Source organism: Burkholderia puraquae (assembly GCF_002099195.1).
Classification (GTDB): domain Bacteria; phylum Pseudomonadota; class Gammaproteobacteria; order Burkholderiales; family Burkholderiaceae; genus Burkholderia; species Burkholderia puraquae.
In genome coordinates, this window is sequence record NZ_NBYX01000007.1 from 66,465 (window position 1) to 91,533 (window position 25,069).

Annotated in this window: 25 protein-coding genes and 1 pseudogene; 12 read left to right on the forward strand and 14 right to left on the reverse strand. The window is 64.1% G+C overall.

Going from position 1 to position 25,069, the window contains the following annotated elements; translation table 11 throughout:
- The first annotated feature begins 23 nt into the window (after positions 1-23).
- Positions 24-1,385 (forward strand): LLM class flavin-dependent oxidoreductase, encoded by a 1,362-nt coding sequence (locus B7G54_RS15790; protein ID WP_085039889.1) that lies wholly within the window; start codon positions 24-26, stop codon positions 1,383-1,385.
- Positions 1,386-1,387: 2 nt separating this feature from the next.
- Here B7G54_RS15790 and B7G54_RS15795 read toward each other — a convergent pair whose 3' ends face one another.
- The 4 genes from B7G54_RS15795 to B7G54_RS15810 form a co-directional block, all read right to left on the reverse strand.
- Positions 1,388-2,575, reverse strand: a complete 1,188-nt coding sequence (locus tag B7G54_RS15795; protein WP_085039890.1) for an LLM class flavin-dependent oxidoreductase — start codon at positions 2,573-2,575, stop codon at positions 1,388-1,390.
- 109 nt (positions 2,576-2,684) lie between these two features.
- On the reverse strand, positions 2,685-3,209 hold the full coding sequence (locus B7G54_RS15800) for a c-type cytochrome (protein ID WP_085039891.1): 525 nt from the start codon (positions 3,207-3,209) through the stop codon (positions 2,685-2,687).
- Positions 3,202-4,476, reverse strand: coding sequence for a sulfite dehydrogenase (gene soxC, locus B7G54_RS15805; RefSeq protein WP_085039892.1), 1,275 nt, complete (start codon positions 4,474-4,476; stop codon positions 3,202-3,204). Before soxC ends, B7G54_RS15800 begins: the two co-directional genes overlap by 8 nt.
- A gap of 148 nt (positions 4,477-4,624) precedes the next feature.
- Positions 4,625-5,809, reverse strand: a complete 1,185-nt coding sequence (locus B7G54_RS15810; RefSeq protein WP_085039893.1) for a porin — start codon at positions 5,807-5,809, stop codon at positions 4,625-4,627.
- Between B7G54_RS15810 and B7G54_RS15815 the strand changes: the two genes are divergently transcribed.
- From B7G54_RS15815 to B7G54_RS15825, 3 genes are all read left to right on the forward strand, one after another.
- Positions 5,808-6,173 carry a hypothetical protein gene (locus B7G54_RS15815; RefSeq protein ID WP_165765580.1) on the forward strand — a complete coding sequence of 122 codons (366 nt, stop codon included), beginning with the start codon at positions 5,808-5,810 and terminating at the stop codon, positions 6,171-6,173. The two genes, B7G54_RS15810 and B7G54_RS15815, sit on opposite strands and share 2 nt — an antisense overlap.
- Before the next feature lie 122 nt (positions 6,174-6,295).
- Positions 6,296-6,640, forward strand: a complete 345-nt coding sequence (locus B7G54_RS15820; protein ID WP_085039895.1) for a DUF3088 domain-containing protein — start codon at positions 6,296-6,298, stop codon at positions 6,638-6,640.
- A 46-nt stretch (positions 6,641-6,686) separates the two neighbouring features.
- Positions 6,687-7,685: an ABC transporter substrate-binding protein gene (locus tag B7G54_RS15825; RefSeq protein WP_085039896.1), complete on the forward strand. Its 999-nt coding sequence runs from the start codon at positions 6,687-6,689 to the stop codon at positions 7,683-7,685.
- A gap of 133 nt (positions 7,686-7,818) precedes the next feature.
- Here the strand turns inward: B7G54_RS15825 and B7G54_RS15830 are convergent, their stop codons facing one another.
- A complete protein-coding gene (locus tag B7G54_RS15830) occupies positions 7,819-8,202 on the reverse strand; it encodes a hypothetical protein (protein ID WP_244289342.1) in 384 nt (127 codons plus the stop codon).
- Between the two features lie 393 nt (positions 8,203-8,595).
- Between B7G54_RS15830 and B7G54_RS15835 the strand changes: the two genes are divergently transcribed.
- The 4 genes from B7G54_RS15835 to B7G54_RS15850 all read left to right on the forward strand — a co-directional run bounded on the left by B7G54_RS15835 (position 8,596) and on the right by B7G54_RS15850 (position 12,039).
- Positions 8,596-10,185: a tetratricopeptide repeat protein gene (locus B7G54_RS15835; protein ID WP_244289343.1), complete on the forward strand. Its 1,590-nt coding sequence runs from the start codon at positions 8,596-8,598 to the stop codon at positions 10,183-10,185.
- A gap of 475 nt (positions 10,186-10,660) precedes the next feature.
- The gene (locus B7G54_RS15840) at positions 10,661-11,074 is read left to right on the forward strand and encodes a hypothetical protein (RefSeq protein ID WP_133059170.1); all 414 of its coding nucleotides are present in this window, start codon (positions 10,661-10,663) and stop codon (positions 11,072-11,074) included.
- A gap of 23 nt (positions 11,075-11,097) precedes the next feature.
- The gene (locus tag B7G54_RS15845) at positions 11,098-11,451 is read left to right on the forward strand and encodes a hypothetical protein (RefSeq protein WP_085039900.1); all 354 of its coding nucleotides are present in this window, start codon (positions 11,098-11,100) and stop codon (positions 11,449-11,451) included.
- Between the two features lie 174 nt (positions 11,452-11,625).
- Positions 11,626-12,039 (forward strand): hypothetical protein, encoded by a 414-nt coding sequence (locus B7G54_RS15850; protein ID WP_085039901.1) that lies wholly within the window; start codon positions 11,626-11,628, stop codon positions 12,037-12,039.
- A 230-nt stretch (positions 12,040-12,269) separates the two neighbouring features.
- On the opposite strand, the gene B7G54_RS15855 is transcribed toward B7G54_RS15850, so the two are convergent.
- From B7G54_RS15855 to B7G54_RS15880, 6 genes are all read right to left on the reverse strand, one after another.
- Positions 12,270-12,530 carry a PAAR domain-containing protein gene (locus tag B7G54_RS15855; protein ID WP_085039902.1) on the reverse strand — a complete coding sequence of 87 codons (261 nt, stop codon included), beginning with the start codon at positions 12,528-12,530 and terminating at the stop codon, positions 12,270-12,272.
- Positions 12,530-14,146: a type VI lipase adapter Tla3 domain-containing protein gene (locus B7G54_RS15860; RefSeq protein WP_085039903.1), complete on the reverse strand. Its 1,617-nt coding sequence runs from the start codon at positions 14,144-14,146 to the stop codon at positions 12,530-12,532. The genes B7G54_RS15855 and B7G54_RS15860 overlap by 1 nt, the downstream gene beginning before the upstream one ends.
- Positions 14,147-14,151: 5 nt before the next feature.
- Positions 14,152-15,282, reverse strand: a complete 1,131-nt coding sequence (locus tag B7G54_RS15865) for an effector protein Tle3 domain-containing protein (protein ID WP_085039904.1) — start codon at positions 15,280-15,282, stop codon at positions 14,152-14,154.
- A 214-nt stretch (positions 15,283-15,496) separates the two neighbouring features.
- Complete coding sequence (locus B7G54_RS15870; protein ID WP_085039905.1) at positions 15,497-15,901, reverse strand: cupin domain-containing protein; 405 nt, start codon at positions 15,899-15,901, stop codon at positions 15,497-15,499.
- Positions 15,902-15,905: 4 nt separating this feature from the next.
- Positions 15,906-16,385, reverse strand: coding sequence for a carboxymuconolactone decarboxylase family protein (locus B7G54_RS15875; protein ID WP_085039906.1), 480 nt, complete (start codon positions 16,383-16,385; stop codon positions 15,906-15,908).
- Positions 16,386-16,578: 193 nt separating this feature from the next.
- Positions 16,579-17,079 (reverse strand): Ohr family peroxiredoxin, encoded by a 501-nt coding sequence (locus B7G54_RS15880; RefSeq protein WP_085039907.1) that lies wholly within the window; start codon positions 17,077-17,079, stop codon positions 16,579-16,581.
- A gap of 630 nt (positions 17,080-17,709) precedes the next feature.
- Here B7G54_RS15880 and B7G54_RS39665 point away from each other — a divergent pair.
- From B7G54_RS39665 to B7G54_RS15895, 4 genes and pseudogenes are all read left to right on the forward strand, one after another.
- Positions 17,710-18,009, forward strand: a pseudogene (locus B7G54_RS39665) (lecithin retinol acyltransferase family protein); the annotation flags it as partial.
- A gap of 285 nt (positions 18,010-18,294) precedes the next feature.
- Entirely contained in the window at positions 18,295-19,812 is a 1,518-nt protein-coding gene (locus tag B7G54_RS15885) for an efflux transporter outer membrane subunit (protein WP_244289352.1), read from the forward strand.
- Positions 19,813-19,846: 34 nt separating this feature from the next.
- Positions 19,847-21,145 carry an HlyD/EmrA/EmrK family protein gene (locus tag B7G54_RS15890; protein ID WP_085040083.1) on the forward strand — a complete coding sequence of 433 codons (1,299 nt, stop codon included), beginning with the start codon at positions 19,847-19,849 and terminating at the stop codon, positions 21,143-21,145.
- A 103-nt stretch (positions 21,146-21,248) separates the two neighbouring features.
- The gene (locus B7G54_RS15895; RefSeq protein ID WP_085039909.1) at positions 21,249-22,799 is read left to right on the forward strand and encodes a DHA2 family efflux MFS transporter permease subunit; all 1,551 of its coding nucleotides are present in this window, start codon (positions 21,249-21,251) and stop codon (positions 22,797-22,799) included.
- 600 nt (positions 22,800-23,399) lie between these two features.
- On the opposite strand, the gene B7G54_RS39670 is transcribed toward B7G54_RS15895, so the two are convergent.
- From B7G54_RS39670 to B7G54_RS15910, 3 genes are all read right to left on the reverse strand, one after another.
- Complete coding sequence (locus B7G54_RS39670) at positions 23,400-23,723, reverse strand: alpha/beta hydrolase (RefSeq protein ID WP_244289344.1); 324 nt, start codon at positions 23,721-23,723, stop codon at positions 23,400-23,402.
- Between the two features lie 325 nt (positions 23,724-24,048).
- Entirely contained in the window at positions 24,049-24,342 is a 294-nt protein-coding gene (locus B7G54_RS39675) for a rhodanese-like domain-containing protein (protein WP_085039910.1), read from the reverse strand.
- Complete coding sequence (locus tag B7G54_RS15910) at positions 24,339-25,025, reverse strand: DedA family protein (protein ID WP_085039911.1); 687 nt, start codon at positions 25,023-25,025, stop codon at positions 24,339-24,341. The genes B7G54_RS39675 and B7G54_RS15910 overlap by 4 nt, the downstream gene beginning before the upstream one ends.
- Positions 25,026-25,069: the final 44 nt, after the last annotated feature.

Here is a 25,069-nt window from a genome sequence, read left to right on the forward strand (position 1 = left end):
CTCTTTTCCGGAAACCCATCCCGATGACGACCCGCACCGGACACCTGCATCTCGGCGCATTCCTGTACCCGACCGGCCATCACATCGCTGCGTGGCGCCATCCCGGTTCGCAGGCCGACGCGGGCGTCGATTTTCGCCACTACGTACGGCTCGCGCAGGCGGCCGAGGCCGCGAAGTTCGATCTCGTGTTCCTTGCCGACGGCGTGGGCACGCGCGGCGACGACGTCGAGTTCCTGAGCCGTACCGCGCACAGCTACGTCGCGCAGTTCGAGCCGCTGACGCTGCTGTCGGCGCTGGCGGCCGTCACCGAGCGGATCGGCCTCGTCGGCACCGCGTCGACGAGTTTCAACGAGCCGTTCCACATCGCGCGCAAGTTCGCGTCGCTCGACCATATCAGTGGTGGCCGCGCGGGCTGGAACCTCGTCACGTCGTCGAGTGCGCACGAGGCGCGCAACTTCAATCGCGACGCGCATTTCGATCACGCCGAACGCTATGCGCGTGCGGAGGAATTCGCGGATGTCGTGCGCGGCCTGTGGGATAGCTGGGACGACGATGCGTTCGTGCGCGATCGCGCATCGGGCCGTTTCTTCGATCCGCGGAAGCGCCACGTGCTCGACCATCGCGGCCGCTTCTTCCAGGTGCGCGGGCCGTTGAACGTCGCGCGGCCGCCGCAGGGGCATCCGGTCGTCGTGCAGGCCGGTTCGTCGCCGGCCGGTACGCGGCTGGCCGCGCGCACGGCCGAGGTGATCTTCACTGCGCAGCAGACGCTCGACGATGCGGTCGCGTTTTATGCGGACGTGAAGGGCCAGCTCGCGGCGTTCGGCCGCGATCCCGATACGCTGAAGATCATGCCGGGCGTGTTTCCGGTGGTGGGCCGCACCGAAAGCGAGGCGAAGGAGAAATTCGACGCGCTGCAGTCGCTGATCGATCCGACGGTCGGGCTTGCGCTGGTATCGGGCCTCACCGGCGGCTTCGACCTGTCCGCCTATCCGCTCGACGGCCCGATTCCGCCGCTGCCGGAGACCAACGCCAGCAAGAGCCGGCAGGCGCTGACGATCGAGCTCGCGCGCCGCGAGAACCTGACGATCCGCGAACTCTACTTGCGTATCGCGGGCGCGCGCGGCCACTGGCAGCTCGTCGGCACGCCGGAGCAGATCGTCGACCAGCTCGAGGAGCGCTTCGTGCACTACGGCGCGGACGGCTACAACGTGATGGCGCCGACGTTGCCCGGCGGCCTCGACGATTTCATCGCGCTGGTGCTGCCCGAGTTGCGCCGCCGCGGGCTGTTTCGCAACGACTATGCGGGACGTACGCTGCGCGAGCACCTCGGGCTGCGGCGGCCCGTGCGCCGCGACGCCGCGGCACACGCCGCATCTGCCGCCTGACGTCAGCGCCGCAAACCGGCGTCGCGCAGCAGCGGCAGCACGCGCTCGCCGAAGAAGTCGAGATCGGGCTTGAAGTCGTAGAAGCTCAACTGGATGCCGTCGATGCCCGCACGGTGCAGTCGCACGATCGTATCGGCGACTTCGTCCGGCGAACCCGTGATCGAGATATTGCCGCCGATCGCGCGCGCAGCCGCCTGCGAGCGCTGTTCGAAACCGCCGCGCCACGCGTGCGCGTCGCTGTCGAAACGGTGAAAACTGCCTTCGTCCGCATGCGCGACGATCGCGTCGCGGTACGCGCGCGCCTCGGCCGCCGTCTCGCGGCAGATCACGAGCGGGTTGAGCAGCGTGCGGATCGCCCGGCCGCGCGCTGCGGCAGCCGCCTTCACACGCGCGGCATGCGCGGGCAGCGCATCGAGCGCGCGTTCGGCGTCGGGGCCGGCCGGGCTCGTGACGAACACGATGTCCGAATAGCGTGCCGCGAAGTCGATGCCCGCATCGGAGCCAGTCGCGTTGATCAGCAACGGGCGGCCATAGCGCGGCTTCGGCGTCACGAATGCGCCGCCCAGCCGCCAGCTCGACAGCGCGGGCGTGTAGCTGAAATTGTCCGGTTGCGCCCACAACTGCTGGACCGCATCGAGAAACTCGGCGGCCATGTCGTAACGCCGGTCGTGCTCGATCCGGTTCCAGCCGAACATCTCGTGTTCGATTGCGCGGTGGCCGGTCACGACGTTGATGCCCCAGCGCCCGCGCGAGATGTGATCGAGCGTCGCGGTGAATTTCGCGAAATGCAGCGGATGCCACGGCCCGTAGAGCACGTGGCTCGTCGCGACGAGGATGATCCGTTCGGTACGCGCGGTCAGTGCCGCCAGCGTCATGAACGAGTCGAGCGCATGGCCGTCGAACACGCCGCCGTAACCACCTTTCGGCAGCCACTGCGACAGCGCGAACACGAGATCGAAGCCGAGCGCTTCGGCGCGCGCGACCAGGTCGGCGTTGTAGTCGAACGTCCAGTCGGTTGTGCGCGGCAGCGTCGACGCGCTCCAGCCGCCGGCCTGGATCGGCAGGAACAGCCCGAGCATCAGCGGCTGCGCGAGGACGCGCGACACCGGGCTGTCGGGGAAATCCGCCGGCGAGCGGACGTCGACGAACGGCGACGGCGCGACCGGAGCGGCGAGGGAGGTGGCGCTCATGATGGCTTCCTTGCGGGTTGGGCACGTACCGGACGGCAACGGCAGGCACGTGCGGCGGCGAATCGCCCGGGTGCGATGTCCGGTGCGCCGGCGCTCGGGTCAGGCAGCGTCATAGGCTGCCGGGCCTCGGATCGGGCACGAAACCTTCGCGGTTCGGCATCCGCACGCGTGGCAGCGTGCGCGCGTCGAGCCGTGCGTCGTCGGGCACGATGCCGTTCAGATGGAGGACATACGCGGTGACCGCATAGACTTCGTCCGCGCTCAGCGATTGCGGTGCGTTGTACGGCATCGCGCGGCGGATGTAGTCGAACAGCGTCGTTGCATACGGCCAGTAGCTGCCGACCGTCTTTTTCGGCTTGGCGCTCGCGAGCGAACCGATGCCGCCGACGAGCGGATCGCCGACGCCGCCTTCACCGCCGGCGCCGTGGCACATGGCACATTGGTCCGCGAACACGTGAGCGCCGCCTGCAACCGTGCCCGCGCCGGGCGGCAGCCCGCTGCCGTCGGGCGCGACGTCGATGTCCCACGTGGCGAGCGCGGCACGGTCGACCGGCTGGCCGAGACCGTAGCCTGCGCCGAACGCGCTCGGGACGATCAGGGATGCGGCGAGCAGGCAGGCAAGCGGCTTACGCATTGCGCACCTCGCCGTCCGCGCCGACGCGCCAGTTCTGGATGCCGTTGTAGTGGTACTGCGCGTTGACGCCGCGCGTGGCGACGAGCGCCTCGCGGGTTGGCTGCACATAGCCGGTGTCGTCGGTGGCGCGGCTTTGCAGGTCGGCCGGCTCGCCGTTCCAGATCCAGTCGGCTTCGAAGCGTGTCAGCGCGCGATCGCGCACGTCGCCGGCGAGTCGCGCGGGCCGCCACGTGCGGCCGCCGTCGGTCGACACGTCGACCGCGCGAATCCGGCCGCGCCCCGACCATGCGTAGCCGCTGATCGGGTGATAGCCGTGCGCAGCGAGCCGATGGCCGGCCGACGGCCGCGTGATGACCGACTTCGCATCCATCTCGAACACGAACTGGCGCGCGCAGCCGCCTGGCAGCAGGTTCGTGTATTTCGACGTTTCCTCGCGCGTCATCTCCGGTGCGCGCACCAGCTTCAGCCGCCGCAGCCACTTGATGTTCGTGTTGCCTTCGAAACCCGGCACGATCAGCCGCACCGGATAACCGTTCTCGGGGCGCAGTCGTTCGCCGTTCTGCGCATAGACGACGAGCGCGCGCTCGAGGATCCGGTCGAGCGGCAGGCTGCGTGTCATCGCCGCGCCGTCGGCGCCTTCGGCGAGCAGCCAGCGTGCGTCCGGATCGATGCCGGTTTCGTCGAGCAGCGTCGACAGCCGCACGCCCGTCCATTCGCAGCACGACAGCAGCCCGTGCGTGAACTGAACGGGCAGCCCGCTCGGGCCGCTCCATTCGCTGCCGGTGTTGCCCGAGCATTCGAGGAAGTGGATCCGCGATTCGGACGGAAAGCGCAGCAGGTCGTCGATCGTGAACACGCGCGGCTCGCGCACGAGGCCGTGCACGACGACGCGATGGCGCTGCGCATCGATCTCGGGCACGCCTGCGTGATGACGCTCGTAGACGAGGCCGTTCGGCGTGATGTCGCCGAACAGGTCGGCGAGCGGCGTCATCGATGAGCCGGAGCCGGGCAATGCCGGCGTGCGGGCGCTGCGGCGGATCACGTCGCGTTCGTGCGGCCCGGGTACGCCGTAGGGTGGCGACAGTAGCGGTGCGCCCGGCGCACGTGTCCACGGCGGGACGTCGAGCGGAGAGCGTGGCGTGAGCGACTGGCTCGCGAGCGCGCTGCCGGCAGGCAGCATCGCGGCCGCCCATCCGCCAGCGAGCTGGCGCAGTGCCGCGCGCCGGCTGCTGCGCGGTGGACGGGGAGGGAAACGGAAGTCGGTCATGGTCGAACGCGTATCGCGCGCGGAGGCAGCGCGCGGGGAAATGCCCATTCTCGGCAACCGGGCACGGTGCGGCAAACAACGATTCCCGCTTTGCTTATTGCACCGCACCGCACCGCACCGCACCGCGTCGCGCCCGATGCGCGTGCCGTCAGAACTTCACGCGCAGCCCGCTGACGAGCGCGACCTGGCGATTCGTCGACGACGCGCTGCCGATGTTCGAAATCGCCGCGATCTTGCGATAGCCGCCCGACGTTGCCGTGCTCGCGTCGCCGGCCGCGAGCTGGTAGATGCCGGACAGGTAGAGGTCGGTGCGCTTCGACAGCGCGTAGTCGAACCCGAGCGTGAACTGGTGCCAGCGCGGCTTCAGTGTCTGGCCGCTGGTGCCCGGCAGGCCGCTCGCGCGCCCGTCGGTGAACGTGTAGACACCGATCAGCGTGGCCGCCGGCGTGATCTGGTAACGCGCGTTCACGTCGTAGTTGTTGAACTTGCGCGACGAGCCGTCGAGATAGTCGAGCTGCGTGTGGCTCCACGCGAAGCCGAGCGTCGCACGGCCAAGTGCGTAGTTCGCGCCTGCCGCGCCGATCTGCTGCTTGAGCACGCCGCCGTTCAACCCGTAGAAGAATGCGCCGCTGTAGTCGTTGCCGGTGGTCGACGTTGCGCCGCCCACCGCGCCGCTCGTATTCGACGTCGCATTCGGATGATTGAAGCGCACATAGCCGGCGCCCACCGACAACGGGCCATTCACGTAGTTTGCCGACGCGCCCCATGCGTTGTTGTTCGAGAAACCCGTGCCCGCACCGCCGTTGGCCTGGTTGCTGAACGCATAGAGCAGGTCGGCCGTGAAGCCGGCGATCGTGTCGCTGCGGAACTTCACCGCGTTGTTCAGCCGGAAGCTCTGGTTCATGTTGTCGTTGTCGCCCACGTGCGTGGCCGGCGACCAGAAGCCGGATCCCGAGTACTGCGCGACGAGGTCGGTGATCGGCTCGTACTGGCGGCCGAAGGTCAGCGTGCCGAGCCCCTTGCTGGCGAGGCCCACGTACGCGGAGCGGCCGAACAGGCGGCCGCCCTGGCCGAGCCCGCCATCGCTCGGCCGGAACCCGCTTTCGAGCGTGAAGACCGCCTGCAGGCCGCCGCCGAGATCCTCGACGCCTTTCAGGCCCCAGCGGCTGCCGCTCAGCTTGCCGCTCGTCTGCTGGATGTTGCTCGCGCCACCCTGGTTGTTCGTATAAGCGAAACCGGCATCGACGACGCCGTACAACGTGACCGAACTCTGCGCGTGCGCGCTGACCGAACCGATCGAAACCAAACCCAGGACTACCGATTTTTTGATCATGACTATCCTCTGTTTTTATGGGGACCTCTGCGAGGATCACGATGCTATTGACGACGGACGCGCCGGCGAACGGCCGATCCGTGGTTTGCAAATCGCTGCGCGGCCGATTTGCAATGTGCGTTGCCGCAAGCCCGGCATGTGTGTCGCGATCGCGTCCGGCACCCATGCTGCGGCGAACGCATCGCGCGAACGGCGAACGGCGAGGACCGGAAACGCGCGGGTGACGTCATATCGATCGATGAAATCGTTCGATGTGCGCATGACATGCGGCCCGGCACGCGATGTTTTTACGCAACGTCCGCTGTGCAGCGGACGGTCGATGCGCTACATGCGCCCGCATATCGATTCCGCAAAACGTTGGTAGGGCCGTGCGACGGGTGACGGTAGAGTCGGGCATCCGGCCTCGGGCCGGCCTGCGCCGGGAACGGAAGGGCGCGCAAGCGCGCGTTCGTCCCGGCTGAACCACGAACTCGGGAGCCGTTTGACATGAGTCGCGATGTACTGTTTCTGCTGGAACCGGGCTTTGCCGATCCGAAGCATCCGGGCCAGCGCTTCGTCTGTCCGCATGGACTGTCGATCGAGGGGCTGCTGGCGAGCGCGCCCGATCGCGCGGGGCGAATCGACGTGAAACGCGTCGGCTTCGCGCGGCCGCGGCACGCGGTGATCGACGCGCTCGACGATGCGCACCAGGGGCTGCCGGTCCTTGTGCTCGGCCGCGACCTGCCGGCGCCGGACGACGCACAGACGCTCGGCGACGTGCGCTTCGTCACCGACGCGCGCCGTATCCTCGAACTGCTGGCCGAACGCCACGGCTTTCCGGTGCTGCATTGACGCGACGGTTTTGACTTCCCATTTGATCGACTGACAGGAGCATCCGATGTCGTCAATTTCGGTGGCACGCCGCCGTTTGCTGCTTGCCGGCGCCGCGATCGCGGCGTCCCCATGGGCCGCGAAGGCTGCGTTCGCTGCGCCCGCCGTCAGCGCCGATCTCGCCGGCACCACGTTGCGTGTCGCGACCTACAAGGGCGGCTGGCGCGCGCTGCTGCAGGCGGCCGGGCTTGCCGACACGCCGTACCGGATCGACTGGCGCGAGCTGAACAACGGCGTGCTGCATATCGAGGCGCTCAATGCGGATGCGCTCGACATCGGCTCGGGCAGCGAAATTCCGGCCGTGTTCGCCGCGCGCCAGAAGGCCAACGTCCGGCTCATCACCCGCGTGCGCGAAGACCTGAACAACCAGGTCACGCTCGCACGCAAGGACACGCCGATCCGCGGCATTGCGGATCTCAAGGGCAAGCGCGTCGGGTACGTGCGTGCGACGACGTCGCATTACTTCCTGTATCGCCAGCTCACGGAGGCCGGCCTGAGCTTCGACGACATCCAGCCGATCAACCTGTCGCCGACCGACGGGCTATCCGCATACGACCGCGGCGACATCGACGCGTGGGCGATCTACGGCTACAACGGCCAGCTCGCGCGCAATCGCTACGGTGCGCGCGTGCTGAAGACGGGGAAGGGCTACCTGTCGGGCAATTTTCCGGTCTATGCGAACCCGCGTACGCTCGACGATACGCGCCGACGTGCGGCCACGGGCGATCTGCTGCTGCGGTTTCGGCGCGCGTATGCGTGGGCGAACGGGCATTTCCGCGACTATGCGCTCGTGCAGAACCGCGAGACGCGCGTGCCGGTTGCCGATCTCGTCGCGATGTTCGACCAGCGCAGCGAAGACTACGCGCTGCTGCCGGTAACGCCCGACGTGGTGGCACAGCATCAGCAGGTCGCGGATGTGTTCGCGCGGATCGGTGTACTGGATGGGCCGGCCAATGTCGCGCCGCTTTGGGATACGTCGTTCAACGCGCTGATAGCGGCGACGTGATCGGCGCAATGAGAGATCCCCATATGAGAGGGGGACTCGGGGGGGCGCGCGCTTGTTGAAAGCGCTGTTTTCCCTGCGTGAGTGAGGTTCCACGCCCGGCGCGGGCCTCGTCGGGAGATCCTGCTCGACCGGGTCAGGCGAACGTCGTCGCGACCATGATGCCGAACACGACGCCGATCGCGATCCCGCAGAGCCGGCCGTAGATCGACGCGCGCACATTGTCGTCGAGCACGAACGGCGAGCGCTTGTGCTTCCATACCGTGCTGAATGCCACCGGGCGGGTCAGCAGGGCGATGGATGCGATCAGCACCGGCGTTGCGATGAGCATCGCGATGCGCTGCCCGTTCCAGTCGACGCCGTGCATCGCCAGCGAAACGACCGCAGCAAGCGGAACCTCGACGCACAGGCCCAGCAACGAACCGTTGACGAAGGAATCTCCGGGGGACTGAAACATGATCGGTCCTAGCGTTCGGATGAAATCGGCGCCCGGGTCGAGCTCCCGAAAATAAAAAACCACGGCCGTTGCCGAAGATCGATCGACCGCGCTCGACATTAGCCAGGATGACGGCCGGATAGTACGGCAAATCATTGGCCTGTTGACGGTCATTCAAGCTATTTAACAAATGCCCCGGATAGAAGCGCATTTTTATGCTGCATCGGGATATCGCGTCGTGATAAAAATCGGGTACCTTGTCGTCGGCGGCGTGCGCGGAGGGTGCGCGTACAGCATGGCCGCAGCCTTGCCGTTCCGGCACGAAATATGACCCGAGTCGTTTTCCGAATCTGCCGGGCTTGCTCCGGAGCGAGGCGCCGGGCGGATTGAACCGATGGCAATGGCGATGCGTAGCGGCAGAAGAATGATGGACAGATCGATGCTGTCTCATTGCATAACTTACTATCGGGGAATGGGATGTCGTTTGACGAGGATTCCAATAACGTCGCGGCACAGGCGCGTGATGCAGAGGCTGCCGGGCAGTTCGACCGGGCGGCTGATCTTCTCCGGATCCTGTTTGAAAAATATCCTCGCAGCGACATCGCGCTAAAACCCTATCTCGATGCCTTGTTGCGTCAGGGTAGGGCAGAAAAAGCGCTCGAGGCTTGCGATCGCGCGATCGCCGCGACGCCCGAGTCGACCGTTCCGTGGCGCGAAAAAGCGATTCTCTGCTTCAATCAACTGAACGATCGCGCCACTGCAATCGCCAGTCTGAAAGATGGACTGGCGGCATTTCCTTCCAACGCCGAGTTGCATCTGATGCTGGCCGACGCGAGTTTTCAGATGCTCGACTTCGATACGTCACGCCGGCATGGCTTGAAGGCAGCCGAACTCGGCGATCTGACCATTGCGTTGCGGGCACGCCATCGATTCCTCGAAGATCATGAAGGCGCCGTACACATTGCGCGCGCCATCCTGGAAAGATACCCGACGGAGATCGGCGCGCTTGTGCAGGGCGGTATTTCGCTCTACTTGCTGGGGCGCTTTGACGAAAGCGTGGGCTATCTTTACCGGGCCGCTGAACACGATCCGTATCGGGGCGAAGTCATTTTTCCGTTGGCGAATCTGCTCTTGCTGCTGGGCGACACGAAAGCGGGCTGGCGCCAATACGAAATGCTCGCGGATCTTGCGTCGCTCGGCAACGGCCCACGTGTACTGACCACCTATCACGACCGCCTGTGGCGCGGGCAGCCTCTTGAAGGCAAGCGCCTTCTGGTGATCAGCCATCTCGGTCTCGGTGATTGCCTGATGTACGCACGTTACGCTCGAGACCTGAAGGCAGCGGGCGCCCATGTCACGCTCTGCGTCAACCCGGCGTTGATGCAGTTTCTAAGCGAACTGGAAGGCGTCGACGAGTTGTTGAGCGCCTGGCCAGTCGAGACCTGGGGCGACTACGATTACTGGATCTTCGAAAACTTGCTGCCCGCGAGATTGGGGGCGAGCGAAGGCAAGGTGCCTACCTACCGGGACGGCTACATCAAGCTGAAGGATCAGGATGTCGCCAAGGCACTGGCCGACCGCTGTCGCATATCCGATCGGCTGCGAATCGGGTTGTGCTGGGACACGTCGCCCAATTATTTTGCAGGGCGCTCTCGCAGTCTCGCCCCCGAAGATCTTCAGCCGTTGGCCGAGATTGAAAACGTCGACTGGTTCGTGCTTCAGAAACATCCGCTTGAGCCCGATTTCGCGGCACGTAGCGGGCTGTCGATCCTGAATCGATCCGACGAATGGAGCGATCTTTACGACACGGCTGTATTTGCTGCCTCCCTGGATCTGACCATCTCGATCTGCTCGGCGCCCGTGCACCTGGCCGGCGCGCTGGGCCTGCCCGCGTGGGTCATGCTCGGTGCGCCGGAGTGGCGCTGGGGCGCGCAAGGCGACACGGGGCCTTGGTATCCGCGTACTCGTATCTTTCGTCAGGCGGCACCCGGCAACTGGCGTAGCGTCACCGAGGCGGTGCGTGACGCACTGGAATCGGAGCGCGCGGTCTTGCGCCGAGTGGCGTGACGGACAACAAATCGTCGTCGAAGCGGAACATCGACGCGTTCCCGGCGCAGCGAGCATCACTGTGACGGGCAGCGTGTCCTGTCCTGGCATTCCAGTTCAATCACGACGCCGTCGGGCAGTCGTACCGACGGGCGTATGCGGCGGCGCCAACATCGGCGCCGGTCGAGATTCGCGACGTGCCGGGAATGAACCTGCCGGCTCCGTCGACTTCAGCGACGCGCCCTCGATCGTCACGACCAGAACACATGCGTTGCGGATCAACGCTTACCGCGGACTGCGCGCGCACTGACGATATGTGTATGGCCGCATCTGCGGGTGGAGCGGCCATTGGGGGCGAGGCGAGCGATCTCCAGTCTCGATTCGGACAGCAAAATCGAGCGAGGCTCTGCGCGACGGAAGCAATCTTAGTCGCCTCCGACGAAGGCTAAATTGTTGAATTTTAAGGGAGGTTACTTCGAGGTGGTCAACGGCGACCTTGCCTGAATGGCTTGAACGCAGCGTCACGCGAGCGTTGATGTTTGGCCTGGCGTCGGCGCTCAGTGTTATCGCGTTCCTCTCGTTACAGCAATACGCGGAGTCGAATGGAGCCGACGCCGCGCGAAAGCAGCGCGAGGCGATGACGTCATGTGATCCGGCGCAGTTGCTGGTTCCGAAGTACAAGCCGGTGCAGATCGAGTGCGCGGCGGGTAGCACAAGCGCGCACTACTCCGGCTTCTCGATCACTTGTGCCAGTACAGGCTGTGCGGTGTTTGACCCAATCCGCCAGGTCGCCCAATTTTTACCCCGAGACGGCGTCGTTCGGTTCGAAACGACAACCGTCGATCAAGTCTGCCATCCGGCACCCGCCAACCGGACATCGACGGATTCGGCACCGGCGCCCCCGCACTAAACCACTTCATCGGAACCCACCCCGTGGCCGCAAACCGTTCTCAGAAAATTCCTTCGCCGCAGCGTGTCGAAGGCATTGTATTTTTCCTCGCGCTCGCCGAAGATCGATGGGTCGAGGTGATCGGCGTGCCGTTCGAGCATCGCGGCCGCACCTGGGCCGTGCATCGCAGCACAATTTCCGATCCGAGCATGCCGGCGATGTTCGATGTGTCCGACGTGGAAACCGGCCGGGGCTTGGGCAGGATCATGGAAGGATCGATCGATGCCGCTCGCGTCGTTGCGATTGAGAAAATCGACCGCGCCACGCCTGAGCAGTGGACCGCGTTCTTTCCGGCCAAACGTCCGACGAAGTCGCGTGCACGCGCGGCCGCCGAGTGATCGATGGCGAACTAACCGTAGCAGCACCGAATTCACAGTGAGGTGTGCACGCGCGATACGCATACCGATAGCACGCCTCTCCGTCGGTACCGGCACCAGCGAGCCGCTCGCGGTCGGCAGAGTGTCGTGCATGTGCTGCAGGTGGGTTCGTCCTATAACACTGAATAAATCGAAATGAAGAAGCTTTTTTGCGCGGCTATTCTGAGCCTGTGTGTGGCCGCATGCCACAACAGCACCGAAAGCACCGACAGGGCCGATAGCGCCGACAGTATCGTTGGAACATACGGTGTTGAGGACCACGGTAAGGTGGAGCCGTTTCTGAAGGTCGAGTCCACGAACGGAAAGTACTCGTTGTCCGAGTTTCACTCTGGAGCTTGGGTGCCGGTCAAAGGTGATCTGAGACCGTTCACGAAAGCGGATCTCGAGTCGTTCACCCAAAAAAAGGTGGACGTTCCTGTCGATGGCATCTACAACAGTGCCTTTGCGTTGATTCACGTGCCGAAAGGGTGGACTGACGGTTCGCTCACGTCGAAGACTGGGTACTTCGCGATCGTGCTCTTCGTGCCGGTGGAGTTACAGAAACTTTGACGCGGTCAGGACGACAACGCGGACTCCTAACGGGTCGTGTTCATGATCGTTCCGCCTATGCGGCATGGTCCCCCCGTTTTGCGCTCATCGATCGAGCGCGCTGAAACAAGGCGGCCCAGCGCCATTGAAGGAGTGACATGGGCACCACCGATCCGCGTCAGTCGCTTGGGCATCGGTTACGTCGGCGGCTGGCGATTGCTGACCCGAGCGCATCACACATCATCGCAGCGTTAGCCGCCGGTGTTCGATTGACTCGCAATCAATCGCGCCCCGCATGCCAGTTCGTCACCGTCGCATGCGGCCGGCTGACCATCGAAACGGCCGCGACCGGATACCTTCACGATCGTCGTCGGCCCGTGAATCTCGCAGATCGCGGGATCGTGCAGACGAGCGATCGCTCGGCCCTTGATTCGCGAATGCAGCGCGCCCGACAGAACTCGTCCGCCATGGCTATGCCCATCGCCTTCTAGGACGTAAGGTTTCTCGCTCATCAGAAAGCCCAACTGAAGTCCTGAGGATGGGCCTGCCGGGCTGCCGCGTCCGGGGGGCTCAGCATCACGATCGTGGCGTGTAGCGGATCGCGTAGGTTCACAAGCGCGCTGGTTTTGCCGTCCTGGTAATTCATCATCAACGCCAACGCGAGCTGGACCCACGTGGAACTGGTACCAGTGTCGCCGCCGATGCGACGTTGCATATCGAACGCGTCTTTCGGGTCGTCCAAATCGATATGCTGCGGGTTGTCGTGCAGCGCCTGCACCAGTAGCGGGAGTTGGCTGGATGACGCACCCGTGTCGTAAAACATCCGACTCGGCTGACTTTCGGGTGTAACGGTTTGCAATGCGTCCTGCCAGCCCGTTTTGATCTTCTCGATGCGCTCACCCTTTTTCAGCGGTTCGCCGTGACCGTCGCTCAGGTCGACGCGCACCGGGCGATGCAGATACGCCAGTACCGGCCAATCGTCGTACTCTTTCAGCTGCCAGTTTGTCCACGGCACGGGCACCCATGGATTCGGCTTGAACCCTTCGGGCACTTTCAACTGTGTGGTCTTCCAGAACTCCGGCAGCTTTGATTGCCAGTAGTCCCACGGCATTTCGTTGCGATGGTCCTTTCGATACAGATCCTGTTGGTCCCAGAAGTAGTTCCACAGCTTGATCACGTCGTACTGCGTCTTCGAACTGTCGATCGCGTCCGGCGCATCGGTCACGTATGGCCGGATTAGTCGATCCACCCGATCCTTGCGTGTCACAAGCAGCGCCACGAAACTGTCGGGTCGTTTCGGGACGAAATTGCCGTCAGTATCCGACTGCGCGAGATCCTCGCCTGGCGTTCGCATGTACGCGCGAGTGTTGAGCCCATCCTCGACTAACAGGACGACTGCTGGCAGGTCCGGATGACGTTCAAAGACATCAAACACGCGGGCCACAACGTCGTCGCCGTGCTCGGTCTGGACCTCATCGAGACGAATATAAATCGGATTCCCGATTCCAGCGCCGTTGTCGGCAGTTCCTATATGGGTTGCCATGCGATCGGCACCTGGATTGCTGTCGTCTCTCGGCGGCCCGGCGACAATAACCGGGATTGGCCAAAAGCCGAGCCAGCCACGCAGCGCATATCCGAATACGTTGTTTTCGCGCTGACGTCCTTGCGAATCGCGCGTTTCGCTCGACCACGGATACTCCTTTGGGTCCTGCAGCAGGAGTTTGCCTTTCTGGCCGACTTCATCGAGGCGCATCAACAGGGCTCGTTGACGGAACCGGTCGACGGTGACGCCGAGGCGCCGCACCTCCAGCGTGAATCGCGGATCGTGTGCCGCCGCGGCTGTCGTTGCGCCGTCGGAAACAGTCGCCGCCTGTACTGCGGCTGGGTCGGACTGGCCTGGTGCATGCCGGCGCGTCCAAATGGTGTATCCGGTCGCAATCATGCCGGCGAGCAGCAGGATCGGTAACAGCCACAACAGCGCCCGTTGGTTCATCGATATCGTTTCCCAAGAGATATAGCCGTTCATTGTGGCCAATTTGAGCGCAATACTCCAGACCAGCGCTAGGCACATTACCAACGCGACCACCAGGTGTCCGCCCGACAGGCGCTTGGAAGCAGTGGAATTCATCGCATTCAGAATTTATCGATCAGATTCTTGACGGCCTGCTTACCCTGTTCGACGGCCTGATTGACCCCCTGTCGAGCGGCGTCGGCTCCTTGTCCAAGGCGTTGCTGAAGTTGGTCCATGTCCTGTTGAATTGTCGACTTGACCTTGTCGGCTTGCGCCTTCAGCTGCTGGTTGCGCTGGTCGATGCGTTCCTTTTCCAGGCGTTGTTCTTCCTGCTTTTTGAAGTCCTGTTGCTGCTTATAGACTTCGCTGACAACCTGCTGTGGCGGCTTTTTGGGTACTAGCCGATCTGAGGGAAACGTCCCGTCCCCGTAGTACCGACAAGTCGCCTCGACGATCTCGCGTGTTGTATGGTCAAGCTGATTGTATCGCTCGAGTGCCGCGCCTTTTGTGAGGCTCGCGAAGGGTATGCGCCAGTCAGCAATTGAACGGAGCAGCTTGGCCAAAATTGGATCGTCGAGAACGCGGCCCTGACCGACAGACACATCGAACGCGGTTGCGCAGCGATGATTGCGTCGACCACTCATCACGCCGGAGTGATAAGAGCTGTCGGGCTGCAGCTGATTCATCAGGCGTACTTTCGCCTCATTGGGTGTCTCGGTACGCAACACCTGTAGCTTGCCCGCATGCGGTGGGAAGACGGGTTGCACGCGCAAGACCCGACACTGATTGTCGAGAGCCTGGTTTGCATTCAGCATGCTTTCGACCTCGCGGCTGTCCGATACCCGGCCGCCGATCGCGAAGGACGGCCAAGCGACGGTTTGCGCTACTTGCTGTAGCGCGCCGGCGCCGCTATTCGTGCTCACGGCGACCTCTGCCTCGAGTTGATCGAGCGCCTGCTTACCCGGTTCAGTTTCGCTTGCGCTGCCATCAAGCCGCGTTTTCTCAGTGCCAGGAATCACGTTGCCTTGTAGTTCCGGCGGAAATGGCGGCGGAAGTGCTTCGCCGTTAATGGTTCGGACGGTTCCGACCGGGATTTCAGCACGCTTCCAGTGTGTTTCCACATACCCGGTGGTGCCATGGGCGCTCTCGCCCTTTAGCCGCAATGTGAACGGGCCGGGTGCGTTGCCGACAAGAACCGGCTGCCCGTTGCGCAGACGGCGCGTAAAAATGGGGTGGTCTTGATTTTCCTGCAATTTTCCGGTTAGGAGACTTTAGGCCTGGTAAAGCTTTCCCTTGTGCCCCCACATAGTTATCGTTTTAAATCAACGCGTTGCTGTCTACCAATCAATCGAAGCGTGGATGGTGGGTCGAGTCCTGACTAATACAAATAGAGCACGTGTTCGATGCACTGGCTCGGCTGAAACCGGGGAAGCGGCCCGGCGTCACCGGGCCTCGATGACGATTGCACTACTTCACGGGCGTGAGCACCGGCGCGCCCTTGTTCTTGATCAGGAACACGACGAACCTCGCCGGCTTCGTGCTGCTAGCGTTTCGTCCGACTGTATGGACGTCCTCGGGGCCTTCGTGGAAGGTGTCGCCGGCGTGGAGCGTGACCTCCTTGCCGCCGTTCAGGCCCATGACGATGCTGCCGTCGAGCACGTAGACGAATGCGTGCGCATCGTGACGATGCACGGGATCGACGCTGCCGGGCGGGTAATTCACGACGATCATCTCGACTTCCTTGCCCGGATACTCGGGCAACGGCTCCGTGGTCAGCTGCGTCACCGTCGCTTGCGGTGCGGCGGCCGCCGGCTGAGCGGGAATCAGGAGCGACAGCGCGAGCGGGGCAAGCGCCAGCATGATGCGTTTCATGTCGTTACTCCAGGTTGGCCTTGTCGAGCCCGAACATCTTGTCGAACGAGCCGGGCACGATGCGGAATGCGACGTTCAGCCGGTTCCAGCAGTTGATGGCGCCCACGAGGAAGGTGAGATCCGACAGATCCTTCTCGGCATAGTGGGCCCGCACGCGTTCGTAGAGATCGTCGGGCACGCCATGCGACGGGAGATGCGTCAGTGCTTCGGTCCATTCGAGCGCGGCGCGCTCGCGCGGCGAGAACAGCGTCGACTCGCGCCAGATCGCGACGTGATGCAGGCGCAGTTCGCGCTCGCCGTGGATTTTTGCCATCTTGATGTGCATGTCGACGCAGAACGCGCAGCCGTTGAGTTGCGATGCGCGGATTTCGACGAGCTCGCGAACCGGCGCCTCGATCGTGGTCTTGTGAAACAACCCGTCGAGCTCGACGAGTTTCTTGGTCAGTTCCGGCGATTGCTGAAAGTAGTTGATCCGTTGCGTCATGATCCGTTCTCCTGATCTGTGGAAGCGGTGTCGCATGTCCGGCACATGCCGATTCGGTGCGAGACTTGCCTGGCAACCATCGTAGTCGCGGGCCTCGAGGGTCGGTAGTGCCGGGAACGTGCGCATTCTGTTGCCCCTTCGGCACCAATCGCCCGGCAGATGCGTTGGTCAACCGCACACCGTTGACGTTCGGTCAGGCCGACACGGCAACGACACCGCAGATTCCCTGCCGGGCCATCTTCGTATAAGGGCACAGGCGCTCCGTGTCGCGGACAAGGCGTTCCGCGACTTGCCGGTCCACACCCGGCATGCGGACGGTGACGTTGGCAATCAGCGCATATCCGCCATCGATAGGATCGCGACCGAACGAGACTTCGACCGCCACGGTTGTTTCTCGGTTGTCGATCTTCTCGCGTTGCGCCAGCAGGCTCAGTGCACCGTGAAAACACGCGGCATAGCCGGCGGCAAGAAGCTGTTCGGGATTGGTGCCGCCGCCCGGGCCGCCAAGTTCGGTGGGTAACCGCAGGTCAAGGATGAGACAACCGTCGTCGGATCGGGCGACGCCCGATGCGCGGCCGTGCCCGGCTTCGCCTCCGGAGACGGTAACGGTGGTCGTGTAGAGAGCGGCGAATGCCTCCCCACGATATTTGTCGAGCAGTGTCAGCGACGGAGGTTGCGACCTCTCGTTCTCCATATGCCTCCCGGTTACTTGTATTGGTCAACCCGAGCGTCTCGAACCTTGCGTATCGGGCCGGGGCGTCGTTTTGCGAAGCGAATCAACGCAATGGTGCAGCGCGTGCCTGCAAGTCGATCTCCATGACCTCCATCCGAAAGATGGACCAAACGCTTCTGCATGCTAGGCAAAGACGCGTCTCCATGCCAGATCGACATCGGGATGCATGGTGTTGCCCACTCTGCACCAATGCAGGTGAGACCGGGGAGTGATCGGTTGCATCGCGCGCTCGGCGAATGCGGTGACGCAGCGGATTGGTGCCGATGAGGAACGGGAAAGTGTTCCGATACAGGTCTACCTGCGCGTGCGGCCGGCTCTTAGTATCAAGGTACGGCAATACGCCTGATCAGGGATGCAAACGAGTCATCGCTTTCGATAACGCTCGACGCTTGCGCCCTGATTCGTGATTTTCCGCCGCTGATGACGTGCCGCGAATGCAACGGCAATCGCTCCCGAAAGACGGACTTCGGGCGGGACCGGCTTTGCCTGCGATCCGGAAGACCGCGACCCACACTTCGACCTGCGCGTGCGAGAGGCCCATCGGCGACGCGCAATGCAACGCACATGCGAAATCGGAGGCTTGCGATGGACATGTTGAATATCGATCGGTTGACGATTCCGCAGGCGCCGGTCCGGACTGATCCGCGCATCGAAGCGGGCGCTCATCTCGTCAGTGACCGCGACGGCTATGCGCACCACGGGATCTACGTCGGAAACGGCCTGGTTATCCACTATGGCGGCTTTCATGGTGCCGCGAGGCGGTGCCCGGTGGAATGCGTTCCGTTGTGTCGCTTCGCGGCGAACAAGGGCATCCGTGTTCAGCCTGAGCCGGATGCAGTTTATACCGGAATGACCGTCGTCGAGCGGGCCAGGTCGCGCCTCGGTGAAGACCGATACCAGCTTCTGACGAACAACTGCGAACACTTCTGTACGTGGTGCGTGCGGGGTGTCGGGCGCAGTGAGCAGGTCCAGCGCGGCTTGAGGAATCCGTGGACCGGCATCGCGACACTGTTCGCGTTCGCGACCGAGGTGCTGGCTGCTCGCGCACACACGACGTTGCTTCGTCGCGATGGCATGCGCCCGGGCCCTGCGGCGCGTGCGCGGATGCCGGACCGAACGCGAATGGCGATTTTTCTGCAAACGGCTTGGTTGGCCTACTACTTGACGAGACGAGCAATGCGTATTTTTTCAATCGCCGGGCGACAAGCGCCGCGCGTGTTTAAGGCGGGGGTGCCGGCGATCGTCGCGGCAGGGTTGTCGGCGTGCGTGAATTACGCCGGCATTCACGGCGACGCGACGATGGCCGATCCGCGGCAGTACCCGGCGCAACAGAGTCTCCCGTCCGAGCAGGGACATTGGCCCACCGTCGATTGGGCCGATCAGTTCGGCGACGGCCAGCTCAAGGTACTGGTCGGGGAGGCGCTGAGAAGCAGCCCGACGCTCGATCAGGCACGTGCGCGCGTGGCGGCCGCACAGGCTTACAGCGAAGCCGCGCAGGCGGGAACGATGCCGCGCGTCGACGCCAGCTACGCGCTCACACGCCAGCAATTTTCAGGCACGGCGCTCGTTCCGCCGCCCTATGGGGGATCGTGGCAGACGGAGAACCGGGGCATCCTCGGCGCTTCGTACGAGCTCGACCTCTGGGGCAAGAAGCGCGAGGCGCTGAAGGCGTCGGTGTCCAGGCTTCAGGCGAGCCGCGCCGACGCGGAAGCGGTCAGGCTGACGCTCACGACTTCGATCGCGCGCACCTATAACCAGCTCGCATGGCTCGACCAGTTGCGGGACATCGCGCAACAGGAGATCGTCCGGCGCGAGCAGATCGATCGAATCACCGCCGGTCGTATCGCGACCGGGCTCGACACGCAAGTCGAGCGGGAGACCGCACGCGCGAATCTCGCGACGAGCCGCGCGACGATGAAAGCGCTCGACGGCCAGATTCTCGCGACACGCTACGAGATCGCCGCGCTGCTCGGCGCCGGGCCCGATCGCGGCCTGCGCATCGAGCGGCCGGTGCTCGGCACGGGCGACGACGTCCGCCTGCCCGACGATCTGCCCGCCGATCTCGTCGGCCGGCGTCCCGACATCGTGGCCGCCCGCTGGACCGTCGACGCGATCGCGCACGACGTGAAGGAAGCGAAGGCCGAGTTCTATCCCGACATCAATCTGAGCGCCGCGATCGGGCTCGACGCGTTCGGCTTCGGGCGCTTCCTGACGGCGGCGAGCCGGACGGCTTCGGTCGGCCCGGCGATCCACCTGCCGATCTTCGACGCCGGTGCGCTTCGCGCGCAACTGAAGGGGCGCTATGCCGATTTCGATAGCGCGGTCGCAACCTATAACCAGGCGCTGGTGACCGCGTTGAGCGACGTTGCCACGCAAATCGCCGGTGTGCGCTCGACGGATGCGCAACTGGTCGATGCGCAGACCGCGCAGCAAGCCGCGTCGAAAGCCGCCGGGCTGGCGCTCACGCAGTACAAGGCCGGCCTCACCAATCAACTGACCGTGTTGAATGCGGACGTCAACGCGTTTTCCGCCGATCAGCGCGTCGCGACGCTGCGCATGACGCGCCGCGATCGGCAGATCGCGCTGGCGTCGGCGCTGGGCGGCGGCTTCGTCGACACGTCGTTCGCGGACGCCGGCGTCGCGGCTCGCGCCAATGGGCCCGTATCCGGCACGCCTGCCGTCGCCGCGCGCTGAGCGGTTATCCATCGAATCTGCCTGGAGAATGAAAATGAGTGAAATCAACCCGCCGGTTCGCAAGCCGGTCGATACCGCCCGCGTGAATCACGATCCGTCGCCGTCGGGAGGCGGAGAGGTCGCAAGCGAACCCGCTATGCGGTGGCGTCCGCTGCTGCTGGCGCTGCTCGGCATGGCGATCGTCGTGTCGTCGATCGCGTATGGCGTGTACTACCTGACGTATGCGCGCTACCACGAGTCCACCGACGACGCATACGTCAGCGGCAACCTCGTGCAACTGACGCCCCAGGTGGCGGGTACCGTCGTCGCCGTGAATGCCGACGATACGCAGATCGTGAAGGCGGGCGATCCGGTGGTCACGCTCGACAACGCCGACGCGAAAGTCGCGCTCGGCAACGCCGAGGCGGCGCTGGGGCAGACCGTGCGGCAGGTGAGCAGTCTTTACGTCAACAACGACCTGTATGCCGCGAACGTCGCCCAGAAGCAGTCCGATCTGGTTCGTGCCCAGGACGACCTGCGCCGTCGCCAGGCCGTCGCCGATACGGGCGCGGTATCGGCCGAAGACATCGCGCACGCGCGGGACACCGTGGCGGCCGCGCGGGCGGCGCTCGACGCCGCGCGTCAGCAGGCGGAAGCCAACCGCGCGTTGACCGACCGCACGACGATCGACCAGCACCCGAACGTGCAAGCGGCTGCGTCGAAAGTGCGCGATGCGTATCTGGCCTACGCGCGCAATGTCCTGCCTGCGCCCGTCACGGGCTATGTCGCGAAGCGTGCGGTGCAGGTCGGCCAGCGCGTGTCGCCGGGCACCCCGTTGATGGCGATCGTTCCGCTCGACGGTGTCTGGGTCGACGCGAACTACAAGGAAAGCCAGTTGCACGGCATGCGCATCGGTCAGCCCGTCACGCTGACGGCCGATGTGTATGGCGGCAAGGTCAAGTATCACGGCCGCGTCGTCGGCTTCTCGGCGGGCACGGGCAGCGCCTTCGCGAGCTTGCCGGCACAGAACGCGACGGGCAACTGGATCAAGGTCGTTCAACGTCTGCCCGCGCGCATCCAGCTCGACCAGAAGGAACTCGAAGCGCATCCGCTGCGTATCGGTTTGTCGATGGAGGTCGATGTGGATACGCGCGACGACACGGGCCCGCAGCTCGGCGCGGCAATGAACACGTCGTATCGCACCAACGTGTTTTCCGAATACGGCGCGAAGGCGGATGCCGAGATCGAGAAGATCATCGCGCGAAACGTCGTCGTCGAGCATGCCGGATCGCCGACGGCTTCCGTCAAGCGCGAGGCAAGCGCCATGCGCGACACGGCGCGGCGCGCAAGCTGAGCGCTCCACCCGGTGCGCGTCGTCGTCGCGCTTCGGTCGATCCAATCGTCCGACTGGCCGGCTCGATACGCCGGCACGGTCGATACTCCAGAGTGAAAGCGAGATGAATGCCTCAACGCCACCCGCACCACCGCCGCTGACGGGCGGCAAGCTGGTCCTTGCGACCATCGCCGTCGCGCTCGCGACGTTCATGAACGTGCTCGATTCATCCATTGCGAACGTCGCGATTCCGACGATCTCGGGCAACCTCGGCGTCTCGGTCGACGAAGGCACGTGGGTGATCACGCTGTTCTCGGCGGCCAATGCCGTCGCGATTCCGTTGACGGGCTGGCTCACGCAGCGCGTCGGACAGATCCGGCTGTTCGTGGCCGCCATCGTGTTGTTCGTGTTCTCGTCGTGGTTGTGCGGCGTCGCGCCGAACCTGCTCGTGCTGCTCGCCGCGCGCGTCTTGCAGGGGGTCGTCGCGGGGCCGCTGATTCCACTGTCCCAGGCGATCCTGCTGGGTTCGTATTCGAAGGAGAAAAGCTCGACCGCGCTGGCGCTGTGGTCGATGACCGCGACGGTCGGCCCGATCGCCGGGCCCGCGCTGGGCGGCTGGATCACCGACAGTTACAGCTGGTCGTGGATCTTTTACATCAACATTCCTGTCGGCCTGTTCGCGGCCGGCGTGACGTGGATGATCTATCGCGACCGCGAGACGCCGGTGCGCAAGCTACCGATCGACAAGGTCGGGCTGATGTCGCTCGTGGTGTGGGTCGCGACGCTGCAGATCATGCTCGACAAGGGCAAGGATCTCGACTGGTTCAATTCGCCGGTGATCTGCGTGCTGGCCGTCATCGCCGCGATCAGCTTCCTGTTCTTCCTGATCTGGGAGTTCACGGAGAAGAACCCGATCGTCGATATCCGCCTCTTTGCGGTGCGCAATTTCCGCGGCGGCACGATTGCGATTTCGGTCGCGTACGCGGTGTTCTTCTCGAACCTCGTCATCCTTCCTCAATGGATTCAGGGCTATCTGGGCTATCGATCGGTGGACGCCGGGCTCGTGACGGCGCCGCTCGGGATCTTCGCCGTGCTGCTTGCCCCATTGATGGCGAAGATCATGCCGAAATCCGATGCGCGGGTGCTTGCAACGCTGGCCTTCCTCGGTTTTGCGGGCGTGTTCTTCATGCGCTCGCATTACACGACCGGTGTCGACCCGTATACCCTGGTGCTGCCGACCTTGCTGCAAGGCATTCCGATGGCGCTCTTCTTTACGCCGCTGACCGCGATCATCCTGTCGGGGCTGGCGCCCGACAGGATTCCGGCGGCGGCCGGCCTGTCCAATTTCGTGCGCGTGTTCGCGGGCGGCGTCGGCACGTCGTTGATCGCGACGGGGTGGAACGACCGGACGATCCTGCATCATGCCCGGCTCGCCGAGCAGTCGAGCGTGAACAATCCCGACTACGCGAGCGCCCTCGCGCAGCTCCACGCGACGCTCGGCGGCATGGATCAGGCGGCGGCGTTCTTCGAACGCACGCTGAATGCGCAGGCAGCGATGCTCGCGCTGAACGATATCTTCTGGCTGTCGTCGATCATCTTCATCGTCATCATCCCGCTGGTCTGGCTCACCAAACCGGGCAAGGGTAGCGCAGGGGCAGCGGCAGGGGCGCACTGAGCGAGGCCGCTTCGAAGCGCGCGGCGACGATCACGCGTGCAACGTCGAGCCGGGTCGATCCTGACCCGCCACCTACCTCGGCGGTCCCGGGCCGGTCGTCGATTTTCACGCAGGAAGTCCGCCACATCGTGGCTGATCCGGCGATCCATCTCCACGCGATCGATCCCGGATGCGTCCTGGTAAATCAGGGCCACACTGGCCGCGACCGAGGGCGGGCAAGGATCGATGAGAACGAAATGCGTACCCGTCACGATCTGCACTACCGGCGGGATGGGCAAGCGTGACACCACCTCAAGCACGTATTTCGCGGAACTCGGATAGCTGTCGTCCTGCGGTCGATAGCGCATCGTCGCCATGCGCACGGCGGGGGCAGGCCGGATGCCTCGGACATCATATCCAACGGGGCCATCAGGACCCGCGCCGTGAGACGTTGATCAACGTAGCGGATACGGTGGCGTTACCTTGGCCGCCGCGAGTGCCATTGCCGGTTGCGGAACGCGGACACAATCCTGGATCGTCGTGGCCAGCACAGTATTCACCGGCGTACACGAAGTCTGGATCAGCACTCGCAAGGGTCAGCACGGTATCGCTGCCGGCCGACTACCCAGCAGTGCCGATGCGGTTCGCATCTTCGCTCGCTGAAAGCCGTGGATTCGCGAGCGCTGCACTGAGCGCGGCCTCTGCTTGTCGCGGGCGATCGATCAGGATCCGGACCCGGGACAGCACCCGCGGATAACCTGAAGGATTTCCGACGTACGTCGGCACGACGGCGATAAAGCCGGCGCGAGTCAATGCGGCAGCCAACGCGTGGTGGCCGAGCGGGCCACCGCCTCGCCCGAGTGAAATCGACACGACGGGGAAGCGGTGATCCGGGGCTGGCGACGCGTCGCGTGTGGCATCGACCTGAATGGTCTCGCTTGCCATGGCCTCTCACGCTCATGTGCAGGATAAAAAGAACGCCGCTTCGAAAGGAGTTGCCTCGTGCGCTATCGTGATGCGATTCACGCCGGCATTGAACGCGGCCGGTTCAGCCTACGCGGAACACGTGAATACGATTGCCGCCAGGAGGCTCACTATCCAGCGCGCGTTGCAGGTCCTGGTCGGACGGAACAAGATGCGCGGGATATCGGCAGGTTCGCGCTATCGCAGGTAGCGCGATGCGCGGTTGCCCGAGGTGTCGTCTGACATCGGACTCGAACTGGGCCCACCAGGAAAGACCGTCGAGTCGATAGCATCTTGCCGCCGCTTGTCAGCCGATCGCCGCGTCGTGCATTCCGATCATCGGCTCGACGTCGAAACCCGCGGCGCGCCATGCATCGATGCCGCCTGCGAGCGGCAACGCCAGCTTGATGCCGGACAGCCGCAACTGCCTGGCCACCGACACTGCGGACCCTTCGTCGGGGCACGCGCAATAGATGACGAGTGTCCGGTTCGTTCCATGGCGCTCCATGATCTGCCGGGTCTTTCGTTCATCGCCGATTACCGCGCCCGGAATCACGAATGGATCGAGCGTCCTTCGCTCCGCGGAGCGGATATCGATCACGATCGGTCGCGGAGGTTCGCGAGCAATGCATGCAATTCGCCCGCGCTGATCCGTGCCTTGCCGAGCGCACTTGCCAGCATGAGCCTGCGGCAGTAGCGGTACAGGAGATAAAGCACCGGAACGATGCCGGCGACGATGAGCGCATGCCAGCCAAGACGGGCGACAAGCGCGAAAAGCACGTCGATCTGTGAAGCGAACAGCGTGCCGATCGCCAGCCCGATCGACGCCCACAGTGCAATGCCCGCGCAATCGTGCAGGACGAAGGAGCGCATCCTGACGGCCATCGCACCGCATAGCGGAACGGCAACGAGCGACAGGCCGGGCACGAACCTCGCAACGATGAGTACGCGAACACCCCAGCGCCCGAAAAAGCGCTCCGTCGTCGTGACGCACGCATCGCGCGACGGCGACAGCTTGCAGACGGTATGAAGCGTACGCTTGCCGTACCGTTTGCCACCCTGAAACCAGACCAGGTCGCCGAGAAAGCCGCCAATCACGGCGGCGCCCAGTATCGTCGAGAAATGCAGCAACGTCGACGACGCCGCATGCGTGACGAGCGCAATGCCTGCCCCGACCGTGATCAACGTCGGTATCGAGGGAAGAGGCAGGCCAAGCGAAGACCCGAGCACGTTCAGGAACACGACCAACGTGCCGTACCGTGCAATCAATTCATGCGACATCATGGTGCTCTCCTTGAGACTCGCACATACCCGATCTCGAAGATCGT

Excerpts from the sequence above, each read along its gene's own strand:
- B7G54_RS15790 (WP_085039889.1), top strand. The coding sequence starts at position 24 with ATGACGACCCGCACCGGACACCTGCATCTCGGCGCATTCCTGTACCCG.
- B7G54_RS15795 (WP_085039890.1), bottom strand. The coding sequence starts at position 2,575 with ATGAGCGCCACCTCCCTCGCCGCTCCGGTCGCGCCGTCGCCGTTCGTC.
- B7G54_RS15800 (WP_085039891.1), bottom strand. The coding sequence starts at position 3,209 with ATGCGTAAGCCGCTTGCCTGCCTGCTCGCCGCATCCCTGATCGTCCCG.
- soxC (WP_085039892.1), bottom strand. The coding sequence starts at position 4,476 with ATGACCGACTTCCGTTTCCCTCCCCGTCCACCGCGCAGCAGCCGGCGC.
- B7G54_RS15815 (WP_165765580.1), top strand. The coding sequence starts at position 5,808 with ATGACTATCCTCTGTTTTTATGGGGACCTCTGCGAGGATCACGATGCT.
- B7G54_RS15810 (WP_085039893.1), bottom strand. The coding sequence starts at position 5,809 with ATGATCAAAAAATCGGTAGTCCTGGGTTTGGTTTCGATCGGTTCGGTC.
- B7G54_RS15820 (WP_085039895.1), top strand. The coding sequence starts at position 6,296 with ATGAGTCGCGATGTACTGTTTCTGCTGGAACCGGGCTTTGCCGATCCG.
- B7G54_RS15825 (WP_085039896.1), top strand. The coding sequence starts at position 6,687 with ATGTCGTCAATTTCGGTGGCACGCCGCCGTTTGCTGCTTGCCGGCGCC.
- B7G54_RS15835 (WP_244289343.1), top strand. The coding sequence starts at position 8,596 with ATGTCGTTTGACGAGGATTCCAATAACGTCGCGGCACAGGCGCGTGAT.
- B7G54_RS15850 (WP_085039901.1), top strand. The coding sequence starts at position 11,626 with ATGAAGAAGCTTTTTTGCGCGGCTATTCTGAGCCTGTGTGTGGCCGCA.
- B7G54_RS15855 (WP_085039902.1), bottom strand. The coding sequence starts at position 12,530 with ATGAGCGAGAAACCTTACGTCCTAGAAGGCGATGGGCATAGCCATGGC.
- B7G54_RS15860 (WP_085039903.1), bottom strand. The coding sequence starts at position 14,146 with ATGAATTCCACTGCTTCCAAGCGCCTGTCGGGCGGACACCTGGTGGTC.
- B7G54_RS15870 (WP_085039905.1), bottom strand. The coding sequence starts at position 15,901 with ATGAAACGCATCATGCTGGCGCTTGCCCCGCTCGCGCTGTCGCTCCTG.
- B7G54_RS15875 (WP_085039906.1), bottom strand. The coding sequence starts at position 16,385 with ATGACGCAACGGATCAACTACTTTCAGCAATCGCCGGAACTGACCAAG.
- B7G54_RS15880 (WP_085039907.1), bottom strand. The coding sequence starts at position 17,079 with ATGGAGAACGAGAGGTCGCAACCTCCGTCGCTGACACTGCTCGACAAA.
- B7G54_RS15885 (WP_244289352.1), top strand. The coding sequence starts at position 18,295 with ATGCGTATTTTTTCAATCGCCGGGCGACAAGCGCCGCGCGTGTTTAAG.
- B7G54_RS15890 (WP_085040083.1), top strand. The coding sequence starts at position 19,847 with ATGAGTGAAATCAACCCGCCGGTTCGCAAGCCGGTCGATACCGCCCGC.
- B7G54_RS15895 (WP_085039909.1), top strand. The coding sequence starts at position 21,249 with ATGAATGCCTCAACGCCACCCGCACCACCGCCGCTGACGGGCGGCAAG.
- B7G54_RS39670 (WP_244289344.1), bottom strand. The coding sequence starts at position 23,723 with ATGGCAAGCGAGACCATTCAGGTCGATGCCACACGCGACGCGTCGCCA.
- B7G54_RS15910 (WP_085039911.1), bottom strand. The coding sequence starts at position 25,025 with ATGATGTCGCATGAATTGATTGCACGGTACGGCACGTTGGTCGTGTTC.